17 protein-coding genes are annotated in these 23,176 nt (G+C 36.1%); 6 read left to right on the plus strand and 11 right to left on the minus strand.

Annotation, left to right across the window (positions count from 1 at the left end):
* The first annotated feature begins 145 nt into the window (after positions 1-145).
* Complete coding sequence (gene purE, locus BUA89_RS01145) at positions 146-649, plus strand: 5-(carboxyamino)imidazole ribonucleotide mutase (protein WP_072952790.1); 504 nt, start codon at positions 146-148, stop codon at positions 647-649.
* 117 nt (positions 650-766) lie between these two features.
* Here the strand turns inward: purE and BUA89_RS01150 are convergent, their stop codons facing one another.
* The 4 genes from BUA89_RS01150 to ahcY all read right to left on the minus strand — a co-directional run bounded on the left by BUA89_RS01150 (position 767) and on the right by ahcY (position 6,188).
* Positions 767-2,527 carry a BspA family leucine-rich repeat surface protein gene (locus BUA89_RS01150; RefSeq protein WP_072952791.1) on the minus strand — a complete coding sequence of 587 codons (1,761 nt, stop codon included), beginning with the start codon at positions 2,525-2,527 and terminating at the stop codon, positions 767-769.
* Between the two features lie 26 nt (positions 2,528-2,553).
* Positions 2,554-3,879, minus strand: a complete 1,326-nt coding sequence (locus tag BUA89_RS01155) for a BspA family leucine-rich repeat surface protein (protein WP_072952792.1) — start codon at positions 3,877-3,879, stop codon at positions 2,554-2,556.
* A 141-nt stretch (positions 3,880-4,020) separates the two neighbouring features.
* A complete protein-coding gene (gene yiaA / locus BUA89_RS01160) occupies positions 4,021-4,413 on the minus strand; it encodes an inner membrane protein YiaA (RefSeq protein WP_072952793.1) in 393 nt (130 codons plus the stop codon).
* A 458-nt stretch (positions 4,414-4,871) separates the two neighbouring features.
* Positions 4,872-6,188 (minus strand): adenosylhomocysteinase, encoded by a 1,317-nt coding sequence (gene ahcY, locus BUA89_RS01165; protein ID WP_072952794.1) that lies wholly within the window; start codon positions 6,186-6,188, stop codon positions 4,872-4,874.
* Between the two features lie 492 nt (positions 6,189-6,680).
* Between ahcY and BUA89_RS01170 the strand changes: the two genes are divergently transcribed.
* Positions 6,681-7,211, plus strand: a complete 531-nt coding sequence (locus BUA89_RS01170; protein ID WP_072952795.1) for a HugZ family pyridoxamine 5'-phosphate oxidase — start codon at positions 6,681-6,683, stop codon at positions 7,209-7,211.
* 414 nt (positions 7,212-7,625) lie between these two features.
* Positions 7,626-8,240 carry a 4'-phosphopantetheinyl transferase superfamily protein gene (locus BUA89_RS01175; protein WP_072952796.1) on the plus strand — a complete coding sequence of 205 codons (615 nt, stop codon included), beginning with the start codon at positions 7,626-7,628 and terminating at the stop codon, positions 8,238-8,240.
* Here the strand turns inward: BUA89_RS01175 and BUA89_RS01180 are convergent.
* The 3 genes from BUA89_RS01180 to porU all read right to left on the minus strand — a co-directional run bounded on the left by BUA89_RS01180 (position 8,221) and on the right by porU (position 16,000).
* Positions 8,221-10,503, minus strand: a complete 2,283-nt coding sequence (locus BUA89_RS01180; protein ID WP_072952797.1) for an FUSC family protein — start codon at positions 10,501-10,503, stop codon at positions 8,221-8,223. The genes BUA89_RS01175 and BUA89_RS01180 overlap by 20 nt on opposite strands.
* Positions 10,504-10,870: 367 nt before the next feature.
* Complete coding sequence (gene porV / locus BUA89_RS01185; protein ID WP_072952798.1) at positions 10,871-12,034, minus strand: type IX secretion system outer membrane channel protein PorV; 1,164 nt, start codon at positions 12,032-12,034, stop codon at positions 10,871-10,873.
* Positions 12,035-12,094: 60 nt separating this feature from the next.
* Positions 12,095-16,000 carry a type IX secretion system sortase PorU gene (gene porU / locus BUA89_RS01190; RefSeq protein ID WP_072952799.1) on the minus strand — a complete coding sequence of 1,302 codons (3,906 nt, stop codon included), beginning with the start codon at positions 15,998-16,000 and terminating at the stop codon, positions 12,095-12,097.
* A gap of 164 nt (positions 16,001-16,164) precedes the next feature.
* On the opposite strand from porU, the gene gldJ reads away from it, so the two are divergent.
* On the plus strand, positions 16,165-17,760 hold the full coding sequence (gene gldJ / locus BUA89_RS01195) for a gliding motility lipoprotein GldJ (protein WP_072952800.1): 1,596 nt from the start codon (positions 16,165-16,167) through the stop codon (positions 17,758-17,760).
* A 64-nt stretch (positions 17,761-17,824) separates the two neighbouring features.
* A complete protein-coding gene (locus BUA89_RS01200; protein WP_072952801.1) occupies positions 17,825-19,096 on the plus strand; it encodes a UDP-N-acetylmuramoyl-tripeptide--D-alanyl-D-alanine ligase in 1,272 nt (423 codons plus the stop codon).
* Here BUA89_RS01200 and BUA89_RS01205 read toward each other — a convergent pair.
* On the minus strand, positions 19,089-19,700 hold the full coding sequence (locus BUA89_RS01205; protein WP_072952802.1) for an NUDIX hydrolase: 612 nt from the start codon (positions 19,698-19,700) through the stop codon (positions 19,089-19,091). The genes BUA89_RS01200 and BUA89_RS01205 overlap by 8 nt on opposite strands.
* Positions 19,701-19,740: 40 nt before the next feature.
* Between BUA89_RS01205 and BUA89_RS01210 the strand changes: the two genes are divergently transcribed.
* Entirely contained in the window at positions 19,741-20,130 is a 390-nt protein-coding gene (locus BUA89_RS01210; protein WP_055980700.1) for a hypothetical protein, read from the plus strand.
* A 30-nt stretch (positions 20,131-20,160) separates the two neighbouring features.
* On the opposite strand, the gene BUA89_RS01215 is transcribed toward BUA89_RS01210, so the two are convergent.
* Genes BUA89_RS01215 through BUA89_RS01225 form a run of 3 tightly spaced genes read right to left on the minus strand, consistent with a single transcriptional unit; the run spans position 20,161 to position 23,101 of the window.
* The gene (locus BUA89_RS01215; RefSeq protein WP_072952803.1) at positions 20,161-21,204 is read right to left on the minus strand and encodes an anhydro-N-acetylmuramic acid kinase; all 1,044 of its coding nucleotides are present in this window, start codon (positions 21,202-21,204) and stop codon (positions 20,161-20,163) included.
* Between the two features lie 3 nt (positions 21,205-21,207).
* Complete coding sequence (lptC, locus tag BUA89_RS01220) at positions 21,208-21,801, minus strand: LPS export ABC transporter periplasmic protein LptC (protein WP_072952804.1); 594 nt, start codon at positions 21,799-21,801, stop codon at positions 21,208-21,210.
* 1 nt (position 21,802) lies between these two features.
* The gene (locus tag BUA89_RS01225) at positions 21,803-23,101 is read right to left on the minus strand and encodes a hypothetical protein (RefSeq protein WP_072952805.1); all 1,299 of its coding nucleotides are present in this window, start codon (positions 23,099-23,101) and stop codon (positions 21,803-21,805) included.
* Between the last annotated feature and the right edge of the window lie 75 nt (positions 23,102-23,176).

Raw genomic sequence — 23,176 nt, forward strand, 5'->3', positions numbered from 1 at the left:
TTAAATGTATTAGTAAAAATATTTAATTTACAATAATCCCAATGGATACAGATGGGCAACTTCTCAAGGTAACAGAACAACTTTTGCGCCTTTTTGCAGAAACATCATTAATTCTTTATCTTTGAACATCTAATAAAATTGAAGAATGGTAGGAATTATTATGGGAAGTCAGAGCGACTTGCCGATCATGGAACAGGCAGCAAATTTTTTAAAATCTTTGGACATTCCTTATGAATTAACGGTTGTTTCTGCACACAGAACTCCGGAAAGAATGTTTGATTATGCCAAAACAGCTAAAGAAAGAGGTCTAAAGGTAATTGTTGCCGGAGCAGGAGGTGCGGCACATCTTCCGGGAATGGTGGCGAGCTGTACCACGTTACCCGTAATTGGTGTTCCTATTCTGTCTAGTAATTCTATTGACGGCTGGGATTCTGTATTGTCGATTCTTCAAATGCCGGGCGGTATTCCGGTAGCAACTGTTGCTTTAAACGGTGCCTTGAATGCAGGAATATTGGCTGCAAAAATTATCGGGGCGGGCGATGCTCAGGTTGCAGACCAGCTTCAGAAATATCAGGATGCTCTGAAAGATAAAGTATTGGGAACTGTTGATGACATTAAAGCACAACATCCGAATCATTTTGACAAATAATAAAGTGAATTGTGAATGGTCAATTTCTCTTCGAAAGTCGATTTTAAATTAGTTAAATTCACAATTGACGATTCACCATTTACAACAAAAACGCCTCACATTTCCGTGAGGCGTTTTCTATTTTTTGATGAATTTAAAATTATAACTCCTTTCTTTTGTGACAATCTTTAAGAGATAACTTCCTTTAATTAAAGAACTGATATTTATTTTATCTTCATGTAAAGAATCTTGAAGTACTGTTCTTCCGCTGGCGTCAAAAATTGTATAGTTGTTGAGGCCTTGTATGTTTTTAATATAAATAAAATCAGCAGCAGGATTGGGGTAAATTGATATTTCTTTTTTGATGTTCACATCGGAAGTTCCGAGAAAAGACTGGCATTCGCCGTTGTAAGAATCTCCGGAAATCGTCCAGTTTTTATTGGTTATTAAAGAATTTCTTGCACTTACCGCTGCAGGATGAGAGTAGATAAGCGGTGCTGCTGAAGTAAAATAAATATTACTTGCAGTCGAGGGATTAGAACTCCAGCCGAAAAGTGTACTGTCATAATTCTGACAGCTAAGCCCGGAATTGAAGAACATATTAAGACCCTGTTGTAACGAAGCTAAATTCCAATGTCCTAAGTTTTGATTAAAATTAGGGGTACCTTCAAACATACTGGTCATGTTTTTAACCATACTTACATTCCAGTTTCCTATATTTTGATTGAAGGATTGAGCATTTTTAAACATATTTTGCATAAGCATCACTTTACCAACATTCCAGCCAGAAATGTCCTGATTAAATAGCACAGCACCATTAAACATATCATACATGCTTTCTACATTGCTCACATCCCAGTTCCCGATATCCTGATTAAATTTTTCTGCACCTGAAAACATGTAGTGCATAATATAAACGTTCCCGGTATTCCAATTGCTGATATCCTGATCAAAGGCTTTTGCACCCATAAACATTCCATTCATTTCCAAGACATTGGAGGTATTCCAATTTCCGATGGGCTGATTAAATTTCCAGGCGTCGGAAAACATCAATTCGCACTCCAGATTGCTGGATAGATCCCAGTTTCCGATGGGTTGATTAAATTCTCTTGCCGAGTTGAACATAGCTGTCATATATATTACATTCGCAGTATTCCAGTCTCCGATCGGTTGATTAAATTTTAATGCACTGTTGAACATTCCTGCCATCACTGTTACATTAGAAGTATCCCAGCTTCCGATTGGTTGATTGAAGACGGAGCAGCCGGCAAATGCAAACCGCATATCAGTGACATGAGAAGTATTCCAATTATTAATGGAAGGGTTTCCCACAAGAGAACTGCACCCCGTAAATATATGTTGCATCTCTGTAACATTCGATAGATTAGGAATATCGGTTGCCGAGATATTCATGTTTCTGCAGGCCTGAAACGCCTGTTTCATAGAAGACCATTTTGTGCTGCCCCATTGTTCAACATCAATGATTTTATGAACGTCTCCTACAATGCCGTCCCCATTGATAAACAGATCCCAATTGGAAGACCGGAATCTGTGAAAATTACCGTTTCCATTACTGATTTTTACACGATATGTAGCATTTGCAGGAATGGGATTGGAAGGGGCTCCAAAATCTATAAAAACCTGATAAATGGAATTTACATCAGTCATTGTAGCATGGTGTGAAGGATATCCAACTTCTTCCCAATAGATTGTGAAATTTGTTCCAACAGCCGGAACCCAAATCTGGGTATCTGTAGAATTTATCGGAACGCCTGCATATGGAAGGTATGGATGAGGATGTGGAATACTCGGTTTCCAGATCGTGATGAATTCATTTTGTGCACTAATAATCTGGCTGAACAGAATAAAAGCTATTAAAAAGTTGATTTTTTTTAGCATATTTGATGTTTTGGTGGTTCTCAGTTTTATTTTTTAATGAATTTAAAATTATAATTCTTTTCTTTTGTAATAATCTTTAAGAGATAGCTTCCTTTAATCAATGAACTGATATTTATTTTATCTTCATGTAAAGAATTTTGGAGTACAGTTCTTCCGCTGGCATCAAAAATTGTATAGGTTTTTAGATCTTGCATGTTTTTAATATAAATAAAATCAGTAGCAGGATTTGGATAAATATTTACCGGATTTTTTGTAATCATTTCTGATGTAGAGAGCACAGAAAGACAATTATTATCATAGGTATCTCCGGAGATCGTCCAGCCTTTATTGGTAATGAGAGAGTTTCTTGCAATAACCGCTTGCGGATGAGAATAAACCAATGGCGAAGCACTGGAAATATTAATGTTATTAGGAGTTGTAGAGGATAAGCTCCAGCCATAAAGAGTGCTGTCATAGTTCTGGCAGCTCATTCCGGAATTAAGAAATATATCTTCCGCATTGGTTAAAGCGCTCAAATTCCACGAACCGAGATTCTGATTAAAATCTGTATCATGAAACATTTCAACCATATTGGTCACTTTTTTGGTGTCCCAAATTTTTATGTCCTGATTAAAAAGGCTCGCTTCATGGAACATGTGTTCCATAGTCATAACATTCGATGTTTTCCAATCTCGAAGATTCTGATTAAAGCTATTTGCTGCATCAAACATGTAACTCATATTGGTGACATTAGACACATTCCAGTTGCCTATGGGCTGATTGAAAAGATAGCAGTCTCCGAACATATAATACATATCGGTAACCGTGGAGGTATTCCAATTATTAAAAGAAGGATTTCCTACCAGATTCATGCATAGATAGAACATTTCTCTAAAACTTGTAACTGCAGATAGATCCGGGACATCAGTTGCTGTGATGTTCATATTTTGACAAAAAACAAAAGCGTTATTAAATGTCGTCCAATGAATATTTCCCCACTGCTGTATCTCTAAAATTTTGGAACTATCAGGATTACTATAAATGGGGACTACTGTATTATCGAAAAATCGTATTGAATTAAAAGATCCATTTCCATTGCTTATTTTAATGCGGTATGTTGCATTTGCCGGAACAGGATTGAGAGGGCTTCCAAAAGGAATGATGAAATTGAGATTCGAAGTAACATCATCTATAATCCCGTTGTGTTGGGTATATCCGATCTCTTCCCAGTAAACACGGAAACCTGTACCTCTCCCGGGAAATTCTATCTGTTGGGCGGTTCCGGGTTTCCAAACGGTGATGAACTCATTTTGAGCCTTTGTGATTTGAATGAATACAATACATAAAAGAAGTGTTATTAGTTTTTTATACATATCAATATTTTGTGAAATAGGTAATCACAAAAGTAATAAAATATGTAAAATATTAAGAGTTTTTGAATAATTAATAGAAAATTTTAACAGTAATGAGTCTTTTTCAACAAAAAACTCTCCGAATTTGGAGAGTTTAGTAATTTATTCCTGAAGCATATTGTCCCGGGTATTTTTCTGTACGGCAATGGCTCCGAAAAGTGCCAGTAAAAAGGCAAATCCATAGAATCCTTTTTCGCTTGGCAAAATCGTGGCATTCCAAAGTCCGATAGCTAATAAAACTATTGAAGAGAGTGTGGCAAACCAACAGATACCGTAATAAATATCGGTGACTTTAATATTTTCTAATCTATCACGAACCGCTTTCTGTAAAGAAACTACGGCGAACAGGCCGTATAATAAGATAGTGAAATAATAGCCTTTTTCATTAAGCTGCATCTCTGCTCTGGCAAGACCTACAATAAAACCGATCATTCCGGCTCCCAGTGCTATCCAAGATGCTGCTACGAATGCAGTTGACACATTTTGTTTTTTCATGTTAATGTTTTTTTGTTAAGGCTCCAAAGATATTAAATTAAATTAAAAGTGAATAACAACTGAAATTTTGAATTTTTATTGTACGATCAAAAAAGAAATTGTGAAATGTAAATTCATTTCATATAATTGGTTCACTTGTCAATTTTATAACTTCAAGTAAAATTCATCATTCACTTACGATGAAATTAACAATTGACTTTTCACGGGTGTAATTTCCTAGCCCTGATCGCAGCATTTGTTTGAGCTCATTTTCTGGATTTATTTTTGCGGCGGCGAAGCCGCCGCAAAAATAAATCCAGAAAATAACGAGTGTGGAGAGCAGGAAATAGCTTCTAGTTGAGTTGGAGTGTTAGAGGATATTAGATTTTGAGTAAAAAACTCTCCAAAAATTGGAGAGTCTGTTATGTTGAGATCCTTCGAAAGTTCGACAAGCTCACTATAAGCAAGGATGACAATTCTTAGTATCTGTAATACTCAGGTTTGAAAGGACCTTTCACGTCAACACCGATGTACTCAGCCTGTTCAGGAGAAAGAGTTTCCAGTTCTACGCTTAATTTCTTAAGGTGAAGAGCTGCTACTTTTTCATCCAAATGCTTAGGTAACATGTATACTTCGTTTCCATAAGCTTCAGAGTTGTTCCAAAGTTCGATCTGAGCCAAAGTTTGGTTAGAGAAAGAGTTTGACATTACGAAAGACGGGTGACCTGTAGCGCATCCTAAGTTTACTAATCTACCTTCAGCAAGAATGATAACCTCTTTACCTTCTTCAAGAGTATAGATGTCCACCTGAGGTTTCACTTCAGTTTTTGTGTGACCGTAGTTTTCGTTCAACCAAGCCATATCGATTTCATTATCGAAGTGACCGATGTTACAAACGATTGCTTTATCCTTTAATTTTAAGAAATGCTCTTTTCTTACAATGTTGAAGTTACCGGTAGTCGTGATTACGATATCTGCGTTATCAACCACAGTATCCAATCTTTTCACTTCGTAACCATCCATTGCAGCTTGAAGCGCACAAATTGGATCGATCTCAGTAACCGTAACGATAGAACCCGCTCCTCTGAAAGATGCAGCAGTACCTTTACCTACGTCTCCGTATCCGCAAACAACCACTCTTTTTCCAGCCAACATTACGTCTGTCGCTCTTCTTACAGCATCTACTGCAGATTCTTTACATCCGTATTTATTGTCGAATTTAGATTTAGTCACTGAATCGTTTACGTTGATAGCAGGCATCACCAAAGTTCCGTTTTTCATTCTTTCGTACAATCTGTGAACTCCAGTTGTCGTTTCTTCAGAAAGTCCTTTGATATCTTTTGTGAATTCAGGATATTTATCAAAAACCATGTTCGTCAAATCTCCACCATCATCCAAAATCATGTTCAAGGGTTTTCTGTCTTCACCAAAGAATAAAGTCTGTTCAATACACCAATCGAATTCTTCTTCATTTAGACCTTTCCAAGCGTAAACCGGAATTCCTGCAGCAGCAATTGCAGCAGCAGCGTGATCCTGTGTAGAGAAAATATTACAAGAAGACCAAGTAACTTCAGCTCCTAAAGCTACCAATGTCTCGATAAGCACAGCCGTTTGGATCGTCATGTGAAGACATCCAGCGATTCTTGCACCTTTTAATGGTTGAGACGGTCCGTACTCTTCACGGATAGCCATCAAACCTGGCATTTCTGCTTCTGCAAGGGTAATTTCTTTTCTTCCCCATTCTGCAAGGGAGATATCCTTCACTTTGTAAGGAACGTATTGTGTTGTAGTACTCATATGTAATGAATAGGTTTTAATTCAACGATAATTAAAATGCAAAATTACAATTAATAATTTAGATAGAGAAATGACATTTTGGGAATTTGGTTTGGCTGTAAGACGGAAGCATGAAGTTGGAAGAAGAAAATTTTTAAGGTTATAAGAATTGGATTTTTTGTTTTAGCATTTGGAATTTACTTAATTTTTTTAGGAGCTATTTCCCGCTTTCCACTATATCTTTTGTTCCGTTTTCACTACACAAAAGGATGCCGTTGCAATCGGGGCTAGGGTGGTAGTCTTTCACTTCAATATTTGAAAAATCATTAATAGATCAAATAAAAGGTTTAGACAAATTTTTAATTATTAGTAAAAAAACAACCATAAATTATTTAGCGAGCACCAAATTCCATCTTCAAACCTTTATCTTCCAGCCATTTTACAGATATTTTATACAAAAATTATTTTTCTTTAGTCTAAATAAGCTATTTTTGCGCGAATAAATCTTTTATTATGAATCATACACATACACAGGAAGAAGCACGGAAACAAGCAAAACCACTCACTCCGAAAGTTAAAGAACTTATCGAGAGAACAAACAGTGTAATTTTAGCAACGGTAGATGCTGAAGGAACGCCTAATTCTAGTTATGCCCCTTTTGTACAAGTAGACAACACATTTTATATATTGGTTTCTTTCATGGCAAAGCACACAAAAAACCTTGCTGACGGAAGAAAAACTTCAATCATGTTTATCGAAGACGAATCTGAAACAAAACAGATCTACGCTCGTGAGAGATTGACAATCGAAGCGGCAACTTCTCAGGTTGAAAGAGATTCTGAAACCTGGAACGCAGTTGTTTCTCAATTAAAAGAAACTCACGGAAAGGTTGTAGACGTTATCGCTGAAATGAAAGATTTCATCTTGATCGGGCTTCATCCGGTGAAAGGTTCTTATGTAAACGGATTCGGAAGTGCATATTTCGTAGATCAGAATCTTGAAATTATGGAACACAGAAATGATGTGAACCATCAGACGAAATAATTTGTAGGAAGCTCGATGAGGAAAGCGGGAGGTTTTACTACTAACTGCTTTATTGTGTTTTAGCTTTTAAATAATATTAAATTCACTTGAGTCTTCGGATTTGAGTGAATTTTTTTGTTTAAAATTTTGAACAACTTATTTTCGAGATTAAATCCTAATTCTATTAATAGATCGTCGGCTCAAGTAGATTTTGAAAAAATTGTATTGAGAAGTTGCTGAAAGTAAAAATTCTCGATACAAAATTATTTTCCATTTCATTACGAATAATTTCTACTCAAACTGACCAATATTTTATTTTAATTGAGGTTCAAAGCCAAAAACAAAAAATAAAAAGTCAGGAGTAAAACCTCATACTTCCAACTCCCAATTTCCCGCCAAAAATTTTTTCACTAATTTTGTCCCATAAACAAACCCATGCCTCTTTACCGCGATTTTTCTGATGATAATGCTACGATTCTTGTATGGAAATACGATGAAACCGAAGATCTGGATATTAATCAACTTTTGGAGCCTGAAAATGCTGAGAAAGTAAAAGATTATCATCCGAAAAAATTGTTGGAGGTTTTGATGGTTCGCAAACTTTTAAAAGGTTTAAAGCCACATTCAAAAATTTTATATAAAGAAAGAGAACCATTTTTGTTTCCAAAAGATGCGGAAATTTCGATTACCCATTCTTTTCCATTTGCAGCCATTGCGATTTCTAAAAATAAAATTGGGATTGATATAGAAAAATTTAACCCTAAAATTTTGAGGGTAATTGATAAATTCACGTATGAAAATGAAAGAGATTTTATCCCTTTTGATAATGAATCTACTTTTTATACGATTATTTGGAGCGTGAAGGAAAGCATGTACAAAATTCATCATTCCAAACACTGGTCGCTGAAAAAACATTACGAAGTAAGACCTTTTGAATTAAAGCATCTTCATCACATCAAATGCAGGGTGTATGATGATCAAATTTCCGATGAATTTAAAGCAAGGGTGGAGTTTTTCGACGATTATTGTTTCACGATTGTTGAGGAATAACTTCAGTACTCCCAACTGCTGCTGCTTCGTTCCTGTATTTTTCGATTACTTTTCTTTGTTCTTTAGCAACGTCATAAATCAGCTCCAACACGTCATGGATGTTTTTCAGTTCCGTTAAATGTGAAATTTTATTAGGATCCCTCAGATCGTAGCTTTCGTTTTCGATCAATTCGGTTCTTCTTTTTAAAATCAAATCTTCCAAAGATGAATCTTCCGGCTCGATACGGCTGTCCATCTTCAAAACTTCATCAATTTTATTTCCGTTCAGCAGATTAGAAACCTGTTGTAATTCGGCTTCGATTTTTTTGCTCCATCCTTCGGCATCGATTTCAGGATATTTCTCATCATCTTTTACATATTGAGAAAGAGATGCGGTATAAGCAGTAATCAAATGGGAAGTCGCCACAAACTGATGAACAATTTCCAATTTTTTCTGCTGGTTTTTTGGATCAGAAATCATTCGCTGGAAGTTGTCGGAAAGATTGGCTAATGAAATGATAGCATTTTTACGCTTTACTTTATAATCTTCGATATCAAAACTTTCTCCAAGAAATTTAGATATAACACTTTGGAAATAAATTAGATTCGTTTCTGCTGATTTTTTCATTAAATCTAAATTCTGGGTGTGTTCCCAAACCGGAAGTACCATGTATGAAACCAGAGAAGTAATAACTCCGGCAACAATGGTGTCTACAATTCTGTCTTTAAAAATAACATCAATATTTCCCGGACTTAAAAAATTAAAACTCAAAAAAACATAAATCGTCATAAACAGAACCGCCCAGAAATATCTTCCTTTCAGGAAGCTGAAGCACATGATCATGCTCAACAAAAGAATGGTAAACAAAACTTCATTGATGTGAACAAAATGTAGGATTCCGTACGCAATTACGGCTCCGGCAATCGTTCCGTACAGACGCAGCAGGTTTCTTTGTTTTGTGATGGAGTAGGCGGGTTTAAGAATGGCTACTGTCGTAATTAAAATCCAATAGGTATGGCCGATTCCTATAAACTGAAATAATGAAAACGTATATCCCAACAATAAAGCAATCGTAATTCTCAATGCATGACGGAAATGCGAGGATGAAAGCGAAATATTATTTTTTAAAACCTTAAAATTAAGCTTTTCTTCATTGGGCATAAATTTCTTTAAATCTAATCCTGTGGAAAGACTTTTTGCCAGTTTTACATTTTGTGAAAAAACTTTATAAATCTCGTTGATTTCTTTCGTGATTTCATTGATGCGCATTAAAATCTGTCGCAAGATCATAAAATCCTCGAAATTATCGGGTGAAATTCTTTTGTTTCTTAGATCAAAATAATTGTGATTGAGGCTTTTTAATTCAACATCGAGGTTGAACATTGGTTTTGCTCTTGTTCCCAATTGAAGAGAAATCCCGATGTTGGTGATTTCTTCAGCAAGTAAATTCAGATAATCATGAATATTGACTAAAATTTCAGAATCGTCAAAGCTTTTCTGAAGTTTTTCGTAATCGCTTTCGGAAGTCATCAGTTTTTCATGAAGATCCATCGAATTCAATAGCATTAACATCAATAGACGGCTTGTTGTTGTGGATTCATTCACAATAACCCTTGTTTTGAACACAGTTTCTCTGGTTTCTTCCTGAAGGTTTTTTATTTCGATTTGCTTGGCGATAACCTGTGTGGTGAGTTTATCGAAATCAGGATTTTTCTGATAGTAATTGGCTTTGATCTTTAAGAATTCGGCCAGCTGAAGATAATTTTCCCCAATCATCTGGCTTGCCAATTTGTAAGGCTGAATGGTTGTTACAATTAAAAAGATCAATAAAAACCATACACAGCCGGAAGCGAAAATCAGTAAACTTTTAAAAATATCGACTCCTGTTAAATGTCCATCAATGAAGATGGCTAAAACAACCAGTGAAAGCGATCCCACTGCTGCTAATCTTTGTCCGTAAACACCAATTAATGAAAAGAACATTCCGAAAACGATGATCTCAGCGAAAACCAGAATTTTGATTTTCATTACCAGGCTTGCAATCAGGGCAACGAACACGAAGCAAATGGTTGCGAAGGTTAATGCATTTCTTCTTCGGATAAAAGGTCCAGGCTGATCGGTAAGGGCAACGAAGCTCGTTCCAAGCGGAAAGAGGAAATATTCTTTTAAAATTCCGAAGTGGGCAAGAACAAGACAGGGTAAAACAGTGGCTAATGTAATTCTGATGGCAGAATATACATATTGGCTGGTTACGAATTTTTTGAGCTCCGCGGAATAATTCATGCTGCAAAATTAGGTATTGGCAAAACAAAAAGCCTTATAAAAATAAGACTTTTCTGAAGATATTTTGAAATATCAGATTTTATTTTATTGTGAATTGTGAATTTTTCATCGAAAGCAAATGATGATTTTCAGGATTAGGACCGAAGTGAATTGACAATTGATTGGCAATGTAAAGTTTGCAATTCAATTTTTAGCCCCGATCGCAGCTTTGTTTGAGCTCATTTTTTTGTTTCGGCGCGGCAGCGGAGCTGCCGCGCCGAAACAAAAAAATAGCGAGTGCGGAGAGCGGGAAACAGCTCCAGAAAATAAAATATAACAAAACAGCCCCATTAAAAATGGAGCTTTGTATTGATATCAGAATATATTCTTAATAATCTACATTTGAAGTTTCTTCACCAATGTTCCAGGTAAGACCGAAACGAAGGGTGTTATCCAAGGCTGTATTGATTTTAGACATATTGATCAGATAAGAAATATCCAATCCGAAAGAACGGTATTTTAAACCGATACCCGCAGTAGCAAATTGTCTTGCTCCCTGCTCTTCACTTTCGTGGAAATAACCTGTTCTTACAGAGAAGGCATTGTCATAAGAATATTCTAATGCTCCACTCATCATGATAGAGTTTTTGTTTTTGAAAGATTTTCCGATACCTGCAATTGGTCCCACATTTGGCACTTCATATATCGGTTGTCTTGTATTGGGATCCGTACCTATGTATTCTGATCCGGGAACTAAAATTTTAGAACCTTCAACACTTATTCCGACTCTGTTCATATCATCCAGATACATGTCATAACCAACCCCTAATCTAGCCATTGTCGGAAGATAGGATCTTGATTCCTCGTTTCCTGTGTAGTCTAATTTCGGACCTAAGTTCTGAATTGCAAAACCTCCGTTGATTTTACCATCCATATTTCCGAAACTTGAGAATTTAGGAGAGGTATAGTATCCTGAAATATCAACCGCAAAAGAGTTTGCGGGTTTCAGAGTAGTATCTGTGTTGAAACCTCCGGCTAAATCTGAACGGATATATCTACCGGTAACGGCCATGGAATAAGAGTCCGATAGTTTAAGACCGTACGCAACGTCGATCGAGAATTCGTTTGGCTTTGAGGTACCCATGGATGTTACCTCATTTCCTACTAATTGAGTAAGGTCTACTTCCCCCATATTGAAGTAATAGATACTCGCAGAGATGGTAGATCTTTCTTCCTGCCCTAAGAATTTGTGGAATGCTCCGTATAATAAAAACACATCATTGGTAAGTTTTCCCATGTATGGTGTGTAGTTTAACCCTACGGAAGAACTTGTTCTGCTGAAAGGATATTTCGCGGCATTCCAGAATTGTGAAAAAGCATCCGGAGAGGTTACCACACCTTGGTCTCCCATACCTCCAGCTCTTGCATCCGGCGCGATTCTTAAGAAAGGAGCTCCGGTTAATACAGGTCTTACTAGACTTAAATCTTGAGAATAGCCTAAAAAACCAGCACTTAACCCAATTCCTAAAAGCAGTTTAGTAGTTAAATTCATATGTTGTCTTTTATATATTATCAGTTTTTTGTTAATATTATTACTGTTATTGTTTTAAATTTATTTCAAAAGTACCATTTTTTCTACAGCTGTAGCACTTCCTTTGCATTTTTCCTGATTTTGACTTTTTGCAAATATCTTAAAAATATACGTACCTTTTGCTACTGTAGCACCAAAATCATCTCTTCCGTCCCATTCTATTGCCTGGCGAGGGGTTCTAAAGCCCTGTAGGAACGGTTCTGCAACAACAGGCTGTGATAAAGTTCTTACCAATTTTCCTGTAATTGTGTAGATTTGAACGTTTACATCAAGGATATCATCACAATTATGCTCAAACTGAACGTACGTTTTGTTGGTGAAAGGGTTGGGCCAGTTCAACGGTCTGTTGATAATCAGATGTTGATCGGCTTCATCCTTAACCTCAAAGTTTAACGTTGCAGTTGTCGAATTATTGTTTATATCCCAAACTTTAAATGTTAACTGGTGTTGTCCTATCGCAAGATTTCTGAAAGGGTAGGTTACATTTCCTTTTTGATAATCTGCAAGACTTGGGCTTAAACATCCATTTCCTTCTCCTGATGCATAAAAATCATTCAGAACGATGGTGTTGATAATTTGCCCGTCCAAATATACTGTAATATCGTGACCAATACCAGACCCTGTGGAATTAATTCCTGTATCATCCGTAACACATGCCAGTAACATTGGATTTTGATCTGTAATACCACCGTCTGCAAAGTTGGTATTGTTCATGTACAATTTTACTTTTGGAGGCTCATTATCATTAATTCCGTTGGGATTAATATCACCTACCTGTACAGCCTGATTATTAAATACATCTGATGCTTTGTTATCTGCATATCCTAAGATTCTTCCTTCCCCAACGGCATAGTTGATGTCTTTAGGAACATAAAATTCTACCGTGAAAACACCGTTTACGGCTGTTCCTGATGCTTTTACAATAGCACTTCCTTCTTCTGTATATTGTAGAACAGGAGTTAATCCTCCGTCGTTATTTAAAGTTGATTTGTTCAACCTCTTATCGAAAATATTAATCACAACTCTTCCGTTGAAAGTAGTATTTACGGTTCCGTTCGGATTGTTGATGTGCCCTTTTATTTTTACAAAATCCAGTCCTCTGATTAAACCAGGTACAGGAGTTTCAATATTGTCTATGATTAATAATCTTTTAGGTCTGCTTAGTTTCATAGCAGGATCTCCCAAAAAGTTTACCTTTAAATGTTCCGAAGAAGAACCATATTGTTTCTTAGCATTTAAATGAGCATATCCTAAGGTCTCGAAATCATCATTGGTAAGGGTAAAGATTTTCTGTGTAAAAGTATTGGTAAAGTCTACACCATACCCTACATTGATGGCACGGCTTGAGGTAATCATCGTAGCGGGACCTCCCTGTTTTAGTTTAATGAACTGTTCTCCGGCAGAAGATGTTTCCGGCTCATCCCAAAGTGTAAATTCACAAGTAATGGTAGATACAAACGGGAATCTGCTGTACACATTCGAGAAGTTATTGGCATTTTGAACTTCATTAAGTGTCAAAACTCTTTCCTGGGCCCAGCCGTTGATACCTCCATGTCCGAAATAGAAAAGGTATAAACTGTTTCCTATGTCATTGGAAATAGCTTGGTTCACTTGGGGATATCTTTGTCCTCCTGCAGTACTTTGTGCTGCAAATGCATCTAAATATAATTTTCTTATATTATACTCTTTTAGGTTTGTTGATGATGGTTGTTCAAAAACAGACGCCAAAGAATTGTTCATAACTGTATGAAAAGGAACAAGACCGGGACCATCATTATCATCGTCTACAACAAAATCAAGTTTCATTCTCCATTCTCCAAAAGGAGTAGACTGCCCGGATAAACTGTTGTAATACGCTAATGTTTTATCAATCATATTACCTGCTTCTGTGCCATTAGCTGCCGGTATTCTTCCTACCGGAAGATCTGGAAGGTTCGAGTCGATATAACTGCTGGTTTGTGGTTTCGTCATTACGATATAATCATCAGTAACGAAAGATCTTACTAGATCACTGGAAACCTCACTCTGATAACTAGACACTACATTAGAGTTATTCGATATTCTGTTTTTGAAGTCATACGAAGTATCTCCTAAAATAAACACATATTTTAATGTTCCCAAAGGAGTATTCAGCTTAGAAACAAAATCTCTTATAGCAGTGAGATCTCTACTTCCGCTCCCAAATTCATTATAAATTCTGTCGGTATCTACAATTTGTACATTGTAGTTGTTTTTTGTCTGATGATAATTGGCCAATCTTTGCGCCTGTCCCATCATTTCAGGAGTCGTAATGATCAAATAATCAACATTTTGAAGTGCTGAAAGGTTCTGGTTATTGATTCTTCCCACAAATTGCGGACTGAATGCTGCATCTGCCCTGAAAGCCACAAATTCATTATTAAAATTCTGATCGGAAGTGATATAGCCGAAATTAAAAGTAGTATTTCCGGCAGCTTTATTTACCCTTCTGTTGGCATTGGTAATATCGGTAACATCCCAGATCTGCTCAGCCGAAGCCGCATTGGTCATACTGAAACCATAATTAGTATTGCTGCCGCTTACCAGTGAAAAATCTCTGAAACTCATCTGAGTTCCATTGAAGTTCAGATTATCCTTGTATTGAACTTCGAAATAATCAGGATAAAAAGTACCGTTCGGATTTAAGGTAATATCTGGTTTAAGATTAAAAGTAATCTGGTTTCCGCTTAAACCTGTAATAATACCTTGGTAGGTCATCGGGTGAAATTCGTATGTAGACCCTTGATCTGGTTCAGGAACTGTGAAAGGAACAGGATTTTGAGTATTGATATCGTAAGTAAGTTTATTTTTTTGCGATTTATAACCTATAACCTGAGCTTTATATCGGATGGCATCACCTGCCTGAATTGGAGAAGCCGTTGTAAAGCTAACTGCTTTATCCGTAATAAAAGGGGTATCTTCAACCCATGTTCTTCCGACTTTCATCAGATTTTTTTGATCATTGTTGATCACCTGATAATTATCAAATCTTGTAATTAAAGGAGTTGTCGGCAGATTCACATCAACAGGCTGAACTCTTTTTCCGGGACCCTTATCAAAATTAATATAATAATAAGAATAATCCTCATAGATGTTCTTCACATTCTCAGTTGCATAAGTCCTGGTCTCTCTTCTTTTGAAACCGTTTCCGTTAGAAGTATTATAAAGATTATAGCCATTCGGTCCTTGCGCATAGAACAAAGCATAATCATTGTCATTCCAAACCCCGTCATCTTCGCCCACAACCTGAATTGCATTTTCCTGGAGTGCACTGTATTTTACATCTTGGTTATGTTCAGGAAGCATAATACCTCCATTTCCGTAGATTCTGAAGTTTTTCGGGTTTACAGAAGAAGGGTTAATCCCGTTATCCTGCAAAAACTGTTTCGTGATTTTAAAGATTCCCGATTTGTCAACTCTTATTTTATAAAAATTTCCTGTTGATAAAGGATTATTCGTGGTACCAACTTTTAAAGTATTTCCGATATTATTAGATCCATTGCCCGGAGAAATCTCAAATGATGATAATCGCTGAACCTGCCCGTTGATTTTCTTAAACACTGATACATTAATGCTCGCATATCGGCCTCCCTCAAGATTATAATATGTAATATCTTTTACTTCATTTTCAGGGATAAGATCTCTACTTAATGAAAACAAATCCTTACCGGAAACATTTTCCCAAACCATATTAGAAACTTTCAATTGGTTTTCGCCAACTTGTTGTTTGGTTGTTATAAAAATGTTATTTTGGCTGAACGAAAATCCTTCATTCTTAAAATTTGGGAGATTCAGTTTTGTATCGCCGTAATCGCGGATTTTAGAGCCATCCCATTCAATGGATACTCTTTGAGACCAGAACATTGATACAAAGCTTATTAGGAATAAAAGCGAAATTTTTTGTTTCATGTTTATTATTGAAATTTCTGAATTACAAAATAAATGAAAATTTTATAATTAAATTGTGATACAATAAAATTAATTTGTTAACGTTTTTCAAAAAAATCAAACTATTACTTGATTTATTGAATAATTTATTTTTTCTTTGTACTTTGAAAATATTTATATCGACTATGAAAAAACTAAAGTTGTTTTCATTAATAGCATTAAGTTCTACACTTGCATTAACCAGTTGCGGAGGATCTAATAATGGCGGCGGTACTAAAAAATTTGTCAGCAAAACAGGTTGGAAACCAAACGAGAAACAAGGTTGGTTTTTTGCAGGAAAGCAACAAAAGCAGAAAGGTTGGCCGGGAATGGTATATGTAGAAGGTGGAACTTTTACAATGGGATTAGTGAAAGATGATGTTATGCACGATTGGAATAACTCACCGCGCAGAATGCAGGTAAGTTCGTTCTTTATCGGGGAAACTGAAATTACTAACTACGAATACCGCGAATACCTTACATGGTTGAAGTACGTATTCCCTCCAAGTGATCCTAGTTTTAAGGAAATTTACAACGGTGCTTTGCCGGATACCTTATTATGGGACAACAAACTATCTAGAAATGATTACAACGAGACGTATTTCCGTTCTCCAGAGTTTGATTACTATCCGGTAGTAGGTGTTTCTTGGACTCAGGCAAACAGATACTGCGAGTGGCTTTCAGACAGAGCAAACGAGAAAGCGTTAATGCAAGCAGGTATTATTGCTAAAGATTTGTATATCAACGAATCTAATAACCAAGGTGGAACTGCATTCAACATGGATAAATTCAAATCGAATGATCCGGAAATGCAAGGATATATCAATGAGAAAAGAATGCAGCAGAAAACAGGTTTGAAAACAACAAACCAAAGATTGCTAGCTGCAAACAGAGCTCCAAACGCTGCAATGGTTTCAAAATTCAGACTTCCTACAGAAGTTGAATGGGAATATGCAGCTTTAGGTATGGCTAAAAACAGAGAGTACAATCAGTATATGGGTAAAAAGCCTGAGATTGAACTTCTTAGAGGTACTAAAGGAAGAGAAAAAGGAATGTTCCTTGAAAACTTCAAAATGGGATCGGGTGACTATTCTGGTCTTCCAGGATGGAAAAACGACGGTTCTGCACAAACTTCAGACGTAAGACAGTATCCTTCTAATGACCTTGGAATCTACGGAATGTACGGAAACGTTTCTGAATGGACTGCTGATGTTTACAGACCAATAATTGATGAAGATGCAAGTGACTTTAACTATTACAGAGGAAATATGCCTCAGGCAATTGTAAGAAACGGAGACGGAACTTACAAAATGGTTGACGAAAGCAGCATTAAATACGATACATTGGCGGATGGAAGATTAGTATACAGAAACTTACCAGGTCATTTCGAAAGAGAAACAATTGCTGATTACAGAAACTATAAGGATGGTGACAGACAATCGTCTTTAGATTACAGAAATGCTTCAGATTCAGCTGCTTCATACAATATGTATAATGCTCCTAAAGCAAGATTTATTGTTGATGCAAGCGGTAAAGTAGTACTGCAGAAAGATAAAAAAGATAGAACTACAGGTATTACCAATGATGTAAGAGTGGTAAAAGGTGGTTCTTGGCAAGATACAGCTTATTGGTTGGATCCGGGACAAAGAAGATATAAGAGCCAGGATAGAGCTTATGGATGGATTGGATTCCGTGTAGCTCAAGATGCTAGAGTAAGCGATAAGAGTAGAACAAGAAGATAATATTTATCAAAATAATTTTCAAAAAACCTTCCAAAATTTTGGAAGGTTTTTTTATTTTTGAACTATGAATATAGAACAGTTTTATCCGTTATTTTTACAGTCTGAAAAGGTAACCATCGATAGCAGAAAAATCGCTGAAAATGATATTTTCTTTGCATTTTCAGGAGAAAATTTCAATGCGGCTACATTAGCAGAAGATGCTATAGCAAAAGGTGCTTTGGCGGTAATTGTCGAGCAGCAGGATTATGAAAATACAGCCAAAAATATTTTCTATGTTCGTTCTACACTAGAATTTTTGCAGGAATTGGCAGTTCATCACAGAAAACAATTGCAGATTCCTATTATCGGGCTTACCGGCAGCAACGGGAAAACGACGACGAAAGAAATTATTCACGCGGTACTTGCCGAAAAATTCAATGTTCAGTATACTTCTGGAAATTTAAATAACCATATTGGAGTTCCCTTAACAATTCTTTCCATTAAGCCGGAACATGAAATGGCCGTTATCGAAATGGGAGCCAATCATCAGAAGGAGATCGAGCTTTTATGTTCAATTGCCCAGCCGGATTTTGGATATATCACCAATTTTGGGAAGGCTCACCTGGAAGGTTTCGGAGGTTTTGAAGGAGTGATTAAAGGAAAATCCGAATTGTATGATTACCTTAAAGATCATCAGCAAACGATCGTTGTTAACGAGAATGATCCTATCCAGATAGAAAAAACGGAAAATTATTCACCAAAAATTACCTTTGGAAAAGCCAGTTCGGACTATCAGTTTGAGTTGTTTTCCGAAGAACATTTTGTGGGATTAACTTATCAGGATAAAAAAGCTGTTTCAAAGCTAACAGGAGAATATAACTTTACCAATCTTTGCGCAGCAGCAAGTTTGGGTCTTCATTTCGGGATTGATTTTGAAAAAATTAGACATGCCATCGAAAACTATACGCCTACGAACATGCGTTCACAGGTTGTAAAAAAAGAGGGCAAGACTTTAGTTTTGGATACATACAACGCCAACCCGAGTTCTATGAATGCTTCCCTGCATAATTTTATCACCTTTGAAGGTTCTAAAACCATCATTATAGGCGATATGCTGGAACTTGGGGATGAAAGTGAAAAAGAACATCAAAACATACTTCAGCTTGCTCAGGAACTAGGTTTTGATGAAATTATCACTGTCGGGAAAAACTTCAGAAATGTAAATTCATCAGGAAAATCTTTTGAAACTACGGCTGATTTAATAGAGTATTTAAAAGGAAATAAAATTCAGTCAGAAAATATATTATTAAAAGGATCAAGAGGGATCGCTCTAGAAAAATCGATTGACTTTATTTAGCCTTTGTCTCCCAGAATTCTTTAATGATCAGTTTGATATTTTTAAATGTGCTTGGGAAAACCTCATCTTCAATCTGAGTGGTGTTTTTCCAGGCAACTTCAGTAATTCCTTCCTCAATCTGCGGTTTTGAAGTGTCTTCTCCATCGAAATTCATTTCAAACCAATGGGTACATTTCAGTACTTTATCTCCATTTCTTTCAACATAAATGTGATAGGTCGTATTAATAAATTGTACCAATTCTACATTAGCCAAGCCCGTTTCTTCTTCAATTTCCCTTACAGCAGACTCCTCACGGGATTCTCCTTTCTCCATTTTACCTTTCGGAAGATCCCATTTTCCAAGTCTTTTTATGAAAAGGATATCGCCGTTTGGCTGATTAACAACCCCTCCTGCCGCTTCAATAATTCTGAAAAGTTTTTGAAACTCTGCCCAGATTTCATCGATATTTTCTCCAAAAACGTTTAATTCCGTTACAGATGTATTTTCCAGAATATCCAAAGCGATCTCCAGGCTTGTGACGTTTTCGTATCCAAGCGTTTTTTCTAAGTTCTCAGATTGCTTAGACAGTAATAATTTTTTTTCGTTCACAAAAACTTTATACATATATTTGTAAGAATTAAGAATTTAAATACAAAAATAAAAAATGAATTTAGAAGGACGAAAGATTATTGTCAATAAATCATCTAAAGAGTTGGTAGAAGTGCTGAAATCTCCGGAAAATTACAAAGATTTTATGCCGGATGGTCTTCAGAAGTTTGAAACGAGAGAAGATGGATTTAAATTCGGATTGCAGGGAATGCCGGAAATTGCTTTAAAAATCGATGAAGTAAACGATCAGAAAGCAGTTCTGAAATCGGCAAGCTCCAGCTTAGATTTCTCTTTAACGGCAACTTTGAATCCTCTTAATGAAAACCAAACAGAAGTTCAGATGTTGTTCGAAGGAAAATTCAATCCTTTCATTAAAATGATGGTAGAAAAGCCGCTTCAAAACTTCATCAATACCTTAACAGATAAGATCGAAGCCTACAAATAAAATAAAGAACCTTCAGCAATGAAGGTTTTTTTATGCCATAATTCCGGAACTGTGATCATGGGAACTTCCCGTAGCAGACGCTAGTACATTAATTTCTTTGTTGAGCCTTAGAACGCCCATAAATGCGAAGATTAAAGCCTCCTTATACTCAATAATATCTTTCTCAGGAATAATAATTTCAGTGTCTGTTTTTGATCTGATCTTTTCAATTAAATATTGATTGTAAGTACCGCCGCCTGTGAAAAGAACATTCTTTAATTTATTTTTATTGAAAATTTTTGAAATTTGCTGGGCAATATGTTCTGTAAAAGTGGCTAATAGGTCGACCGTTTCAATATCTTTAAATAGAGGGAAAACATTTTCATTACACCATTCAATTCCCAGAGATTTCGGATGAGATTGTTGATAAAAGGGTAATGAGTTTAACTCCAATAATAAGGCTTCATTTATTGTTCCCATTCTGGCTAAATCTCCGTTTTCATCAAAATTTTTATTGAATTTTTGAACTAACTTGTTCAGAATAATATTAACGGGAGCAATATCAAAAGCGATTCTCTGTTGGTCAATTTTTAAAGAAATATTAGAAAATCCACCTAAATTAAGGCAGGCATCATATTCGGAAAATAGCAGTTCATCGCCGATCGGAACAAGGGGAGCGCCATTTCCACCCATCAGAACATCCTGAGTCCTGAAATCATAGATAACGGGTAAACCGGTTTCGAGTTTAATCGCTCTTCCGTCCCCAATTTGTAAAGTAAATTTCTTTTGAGGCTGATGGAAAACTGTGTGTCCGTGGGAAGCAATCAAGTCAATTTTTTCAGGCTGATGTTTAGAAATAAAATTTTTAACAGTTTTTCCCAGGTAAAAGCCATATTCCGAATGTAGTTCCATGAGTTCTTCCGCAGAAAGGTAAATGGAATTTCTAAGCTGTTCTTCCAGATTTTTCTCATAAGGAACTGTTTCAGCATTCAGAATTTCAAAATTCCATGTTTCTTTTTTTTCAAATCTTGCTAAACAGATATCCAGACCGTCCAGACTTGTTCCGGACATCAGACCGATGGCATGAAGAATCATAAATTATTTTTTGTCTTCAGAAAATTTCTGACTGGTAAAATTCCCTGAATTTTCGTAAAATATATACTCAGAAAAATCATCTTTGGCCCACATCCCGTGCGCCCCGATCAAAGTATTACCGTCTTTTCGGGTAACATAAACGGTGTCGTGGGTGTAGATATGTTTTTTCACCTGATCCCAGTAAACACTCTGCATTGCAAATTTATCTCCTTCATTGGTGGTAATTCTTACATCTCCTTTGGCTTCATAAAACCTTTTATAGTCGTAGAACTTTGCATATTTTGCCTTAATCGTTCCGGGAGTTTTGGGTTTCTTTTTATCAAAAAACTGAATGTCGATCCCTTTTCTGGCTATGGTGTATACACTGTCGATTAATTCGTATTTTTCAATTATAGGAGCCTTGGCCCGCATCGTTACAATCCCTGAATCTCTTTGGATAATATTGGCATTGTTGATAATCTGCGAAGGGAAGTTTTTATTCTGTTTCTCATTTTTTTTTGTAAGATCTTCTTCACAGGATGTTACCATAAAAAATATAGCACAACTAAAAAGGTATGCTATATTTTTTTTTTGTAATATGTTTCTAAAAAACGTCATTTTAGTTATATAAGGTCTTTCTAAACCATTTATCTGCAAAATTGAATCCAACTCTCAGGTTGATGTAGTTTTGGTTGATAAGATTGTTTTTAAGAGTTCCTCTTTTTCCAACTTCAATACCCAATTCAAGACCGCTCATCCTTGTGATGCTGCTCGTTTTGAACGGAAGAAGGACACCGGCAGATAATCCGAATTTATTAATGTTTTGTCCGGCAAGGTGAAGGCTTCCTTTTTCATAAAATGCCCCGTATCTGTAGACAACTCTAGAGAAATAGCTTCTGAAATTGTTGTAGTTGGGCAAATACCAACCTCCGGCAGAAATCCTGTACGAATCTTTAAGATCCAGAGACTGTCCGAAATAGGCTATGTTTTCTCCTTTTTTATAATCTCCCTGAAGAGACAAAAACCATCTGTTCTCCTCACCGTAACCTACACCCACTGAAGCCTGTAAAGGTAAAAGGTTGTTGGAGTTCATGCTTTTCTTATCAATAATACTTTCGTTACTTTTTACCGTTGCCGAAGCATCAGAATAAAAATAAGTACTGTTTACATAATCAGTAGTCATGTTGCTGGTATTTCCAAAAGTAGCTGTTGCACCAATGGTCAGCTTTTTGTCTGTACTTGTGTTTAAGTTCTGGTAGCTACCTCCTAATGTGAAATTAAAATTTCTGATACTGTTTTTAGTTTCGTATCCGTTGATAAGCTCGGCGTTAGATTGTGTTAATTCATTAAGATCATAAAGATTTCCAAAATAATAATTTGCTCTTACTCCCAACGCAAACTTTTCACTTACCTTATAGCCTAAAGCAATCTGAGCTGTATTCAATGTACCGCTTCCCTTGAATCTGTTACCTCTGATAGCATATACTTGACCATTTTCATCTTTAAGCTCATCCGTATGTATAATTTCATAACTTTTAGAACTGTAAGGCTGATAAGACAATCCCATCTTCAATTTTGGTGACAAAGGGAAAGCTAAGGCTATATTGGATAAATACGTAGAATGTTTGGTAGACTTCGTATTGTTATAATCTGTTTTAAAGTAATTGTTTTCGTTGGTTGCTTCCAATCTGATACTTGTAAGTTCAAAATTGGCATTGTTCGCCGGGTTTGCGAAATTAAAGCTGCTGGTAAAATCACTTATAAATGCTGTTGATATACCTCCCATAGAGGCAGTTTCAATCGTATTATCATATTTTACATCTCCAATTCCATAAGTTGCATACGGCGAGTTGCTTAAACTCTGTGCATTTAGGAAATATCCAACTGATATGAATGATAGTACAAAGATTTTTTTCATTCTTTATTTTTAAAACAATGCGCAAATATCTTAAATATTAATGAATTGTAAAAATTATCAGAGGTTAAAGTTTGT

The sequence above is a fragment of the Chryseobacterium arachidis genome (genome assembly GCF_900129245.1).
GTDB classification, from domain to species: Bacteria; Bacteroidota; Bacteroidia; order Flavobacteriales; family Weeksellaceae; genus Chryseobacterium; species Chryseobacterium arachidis.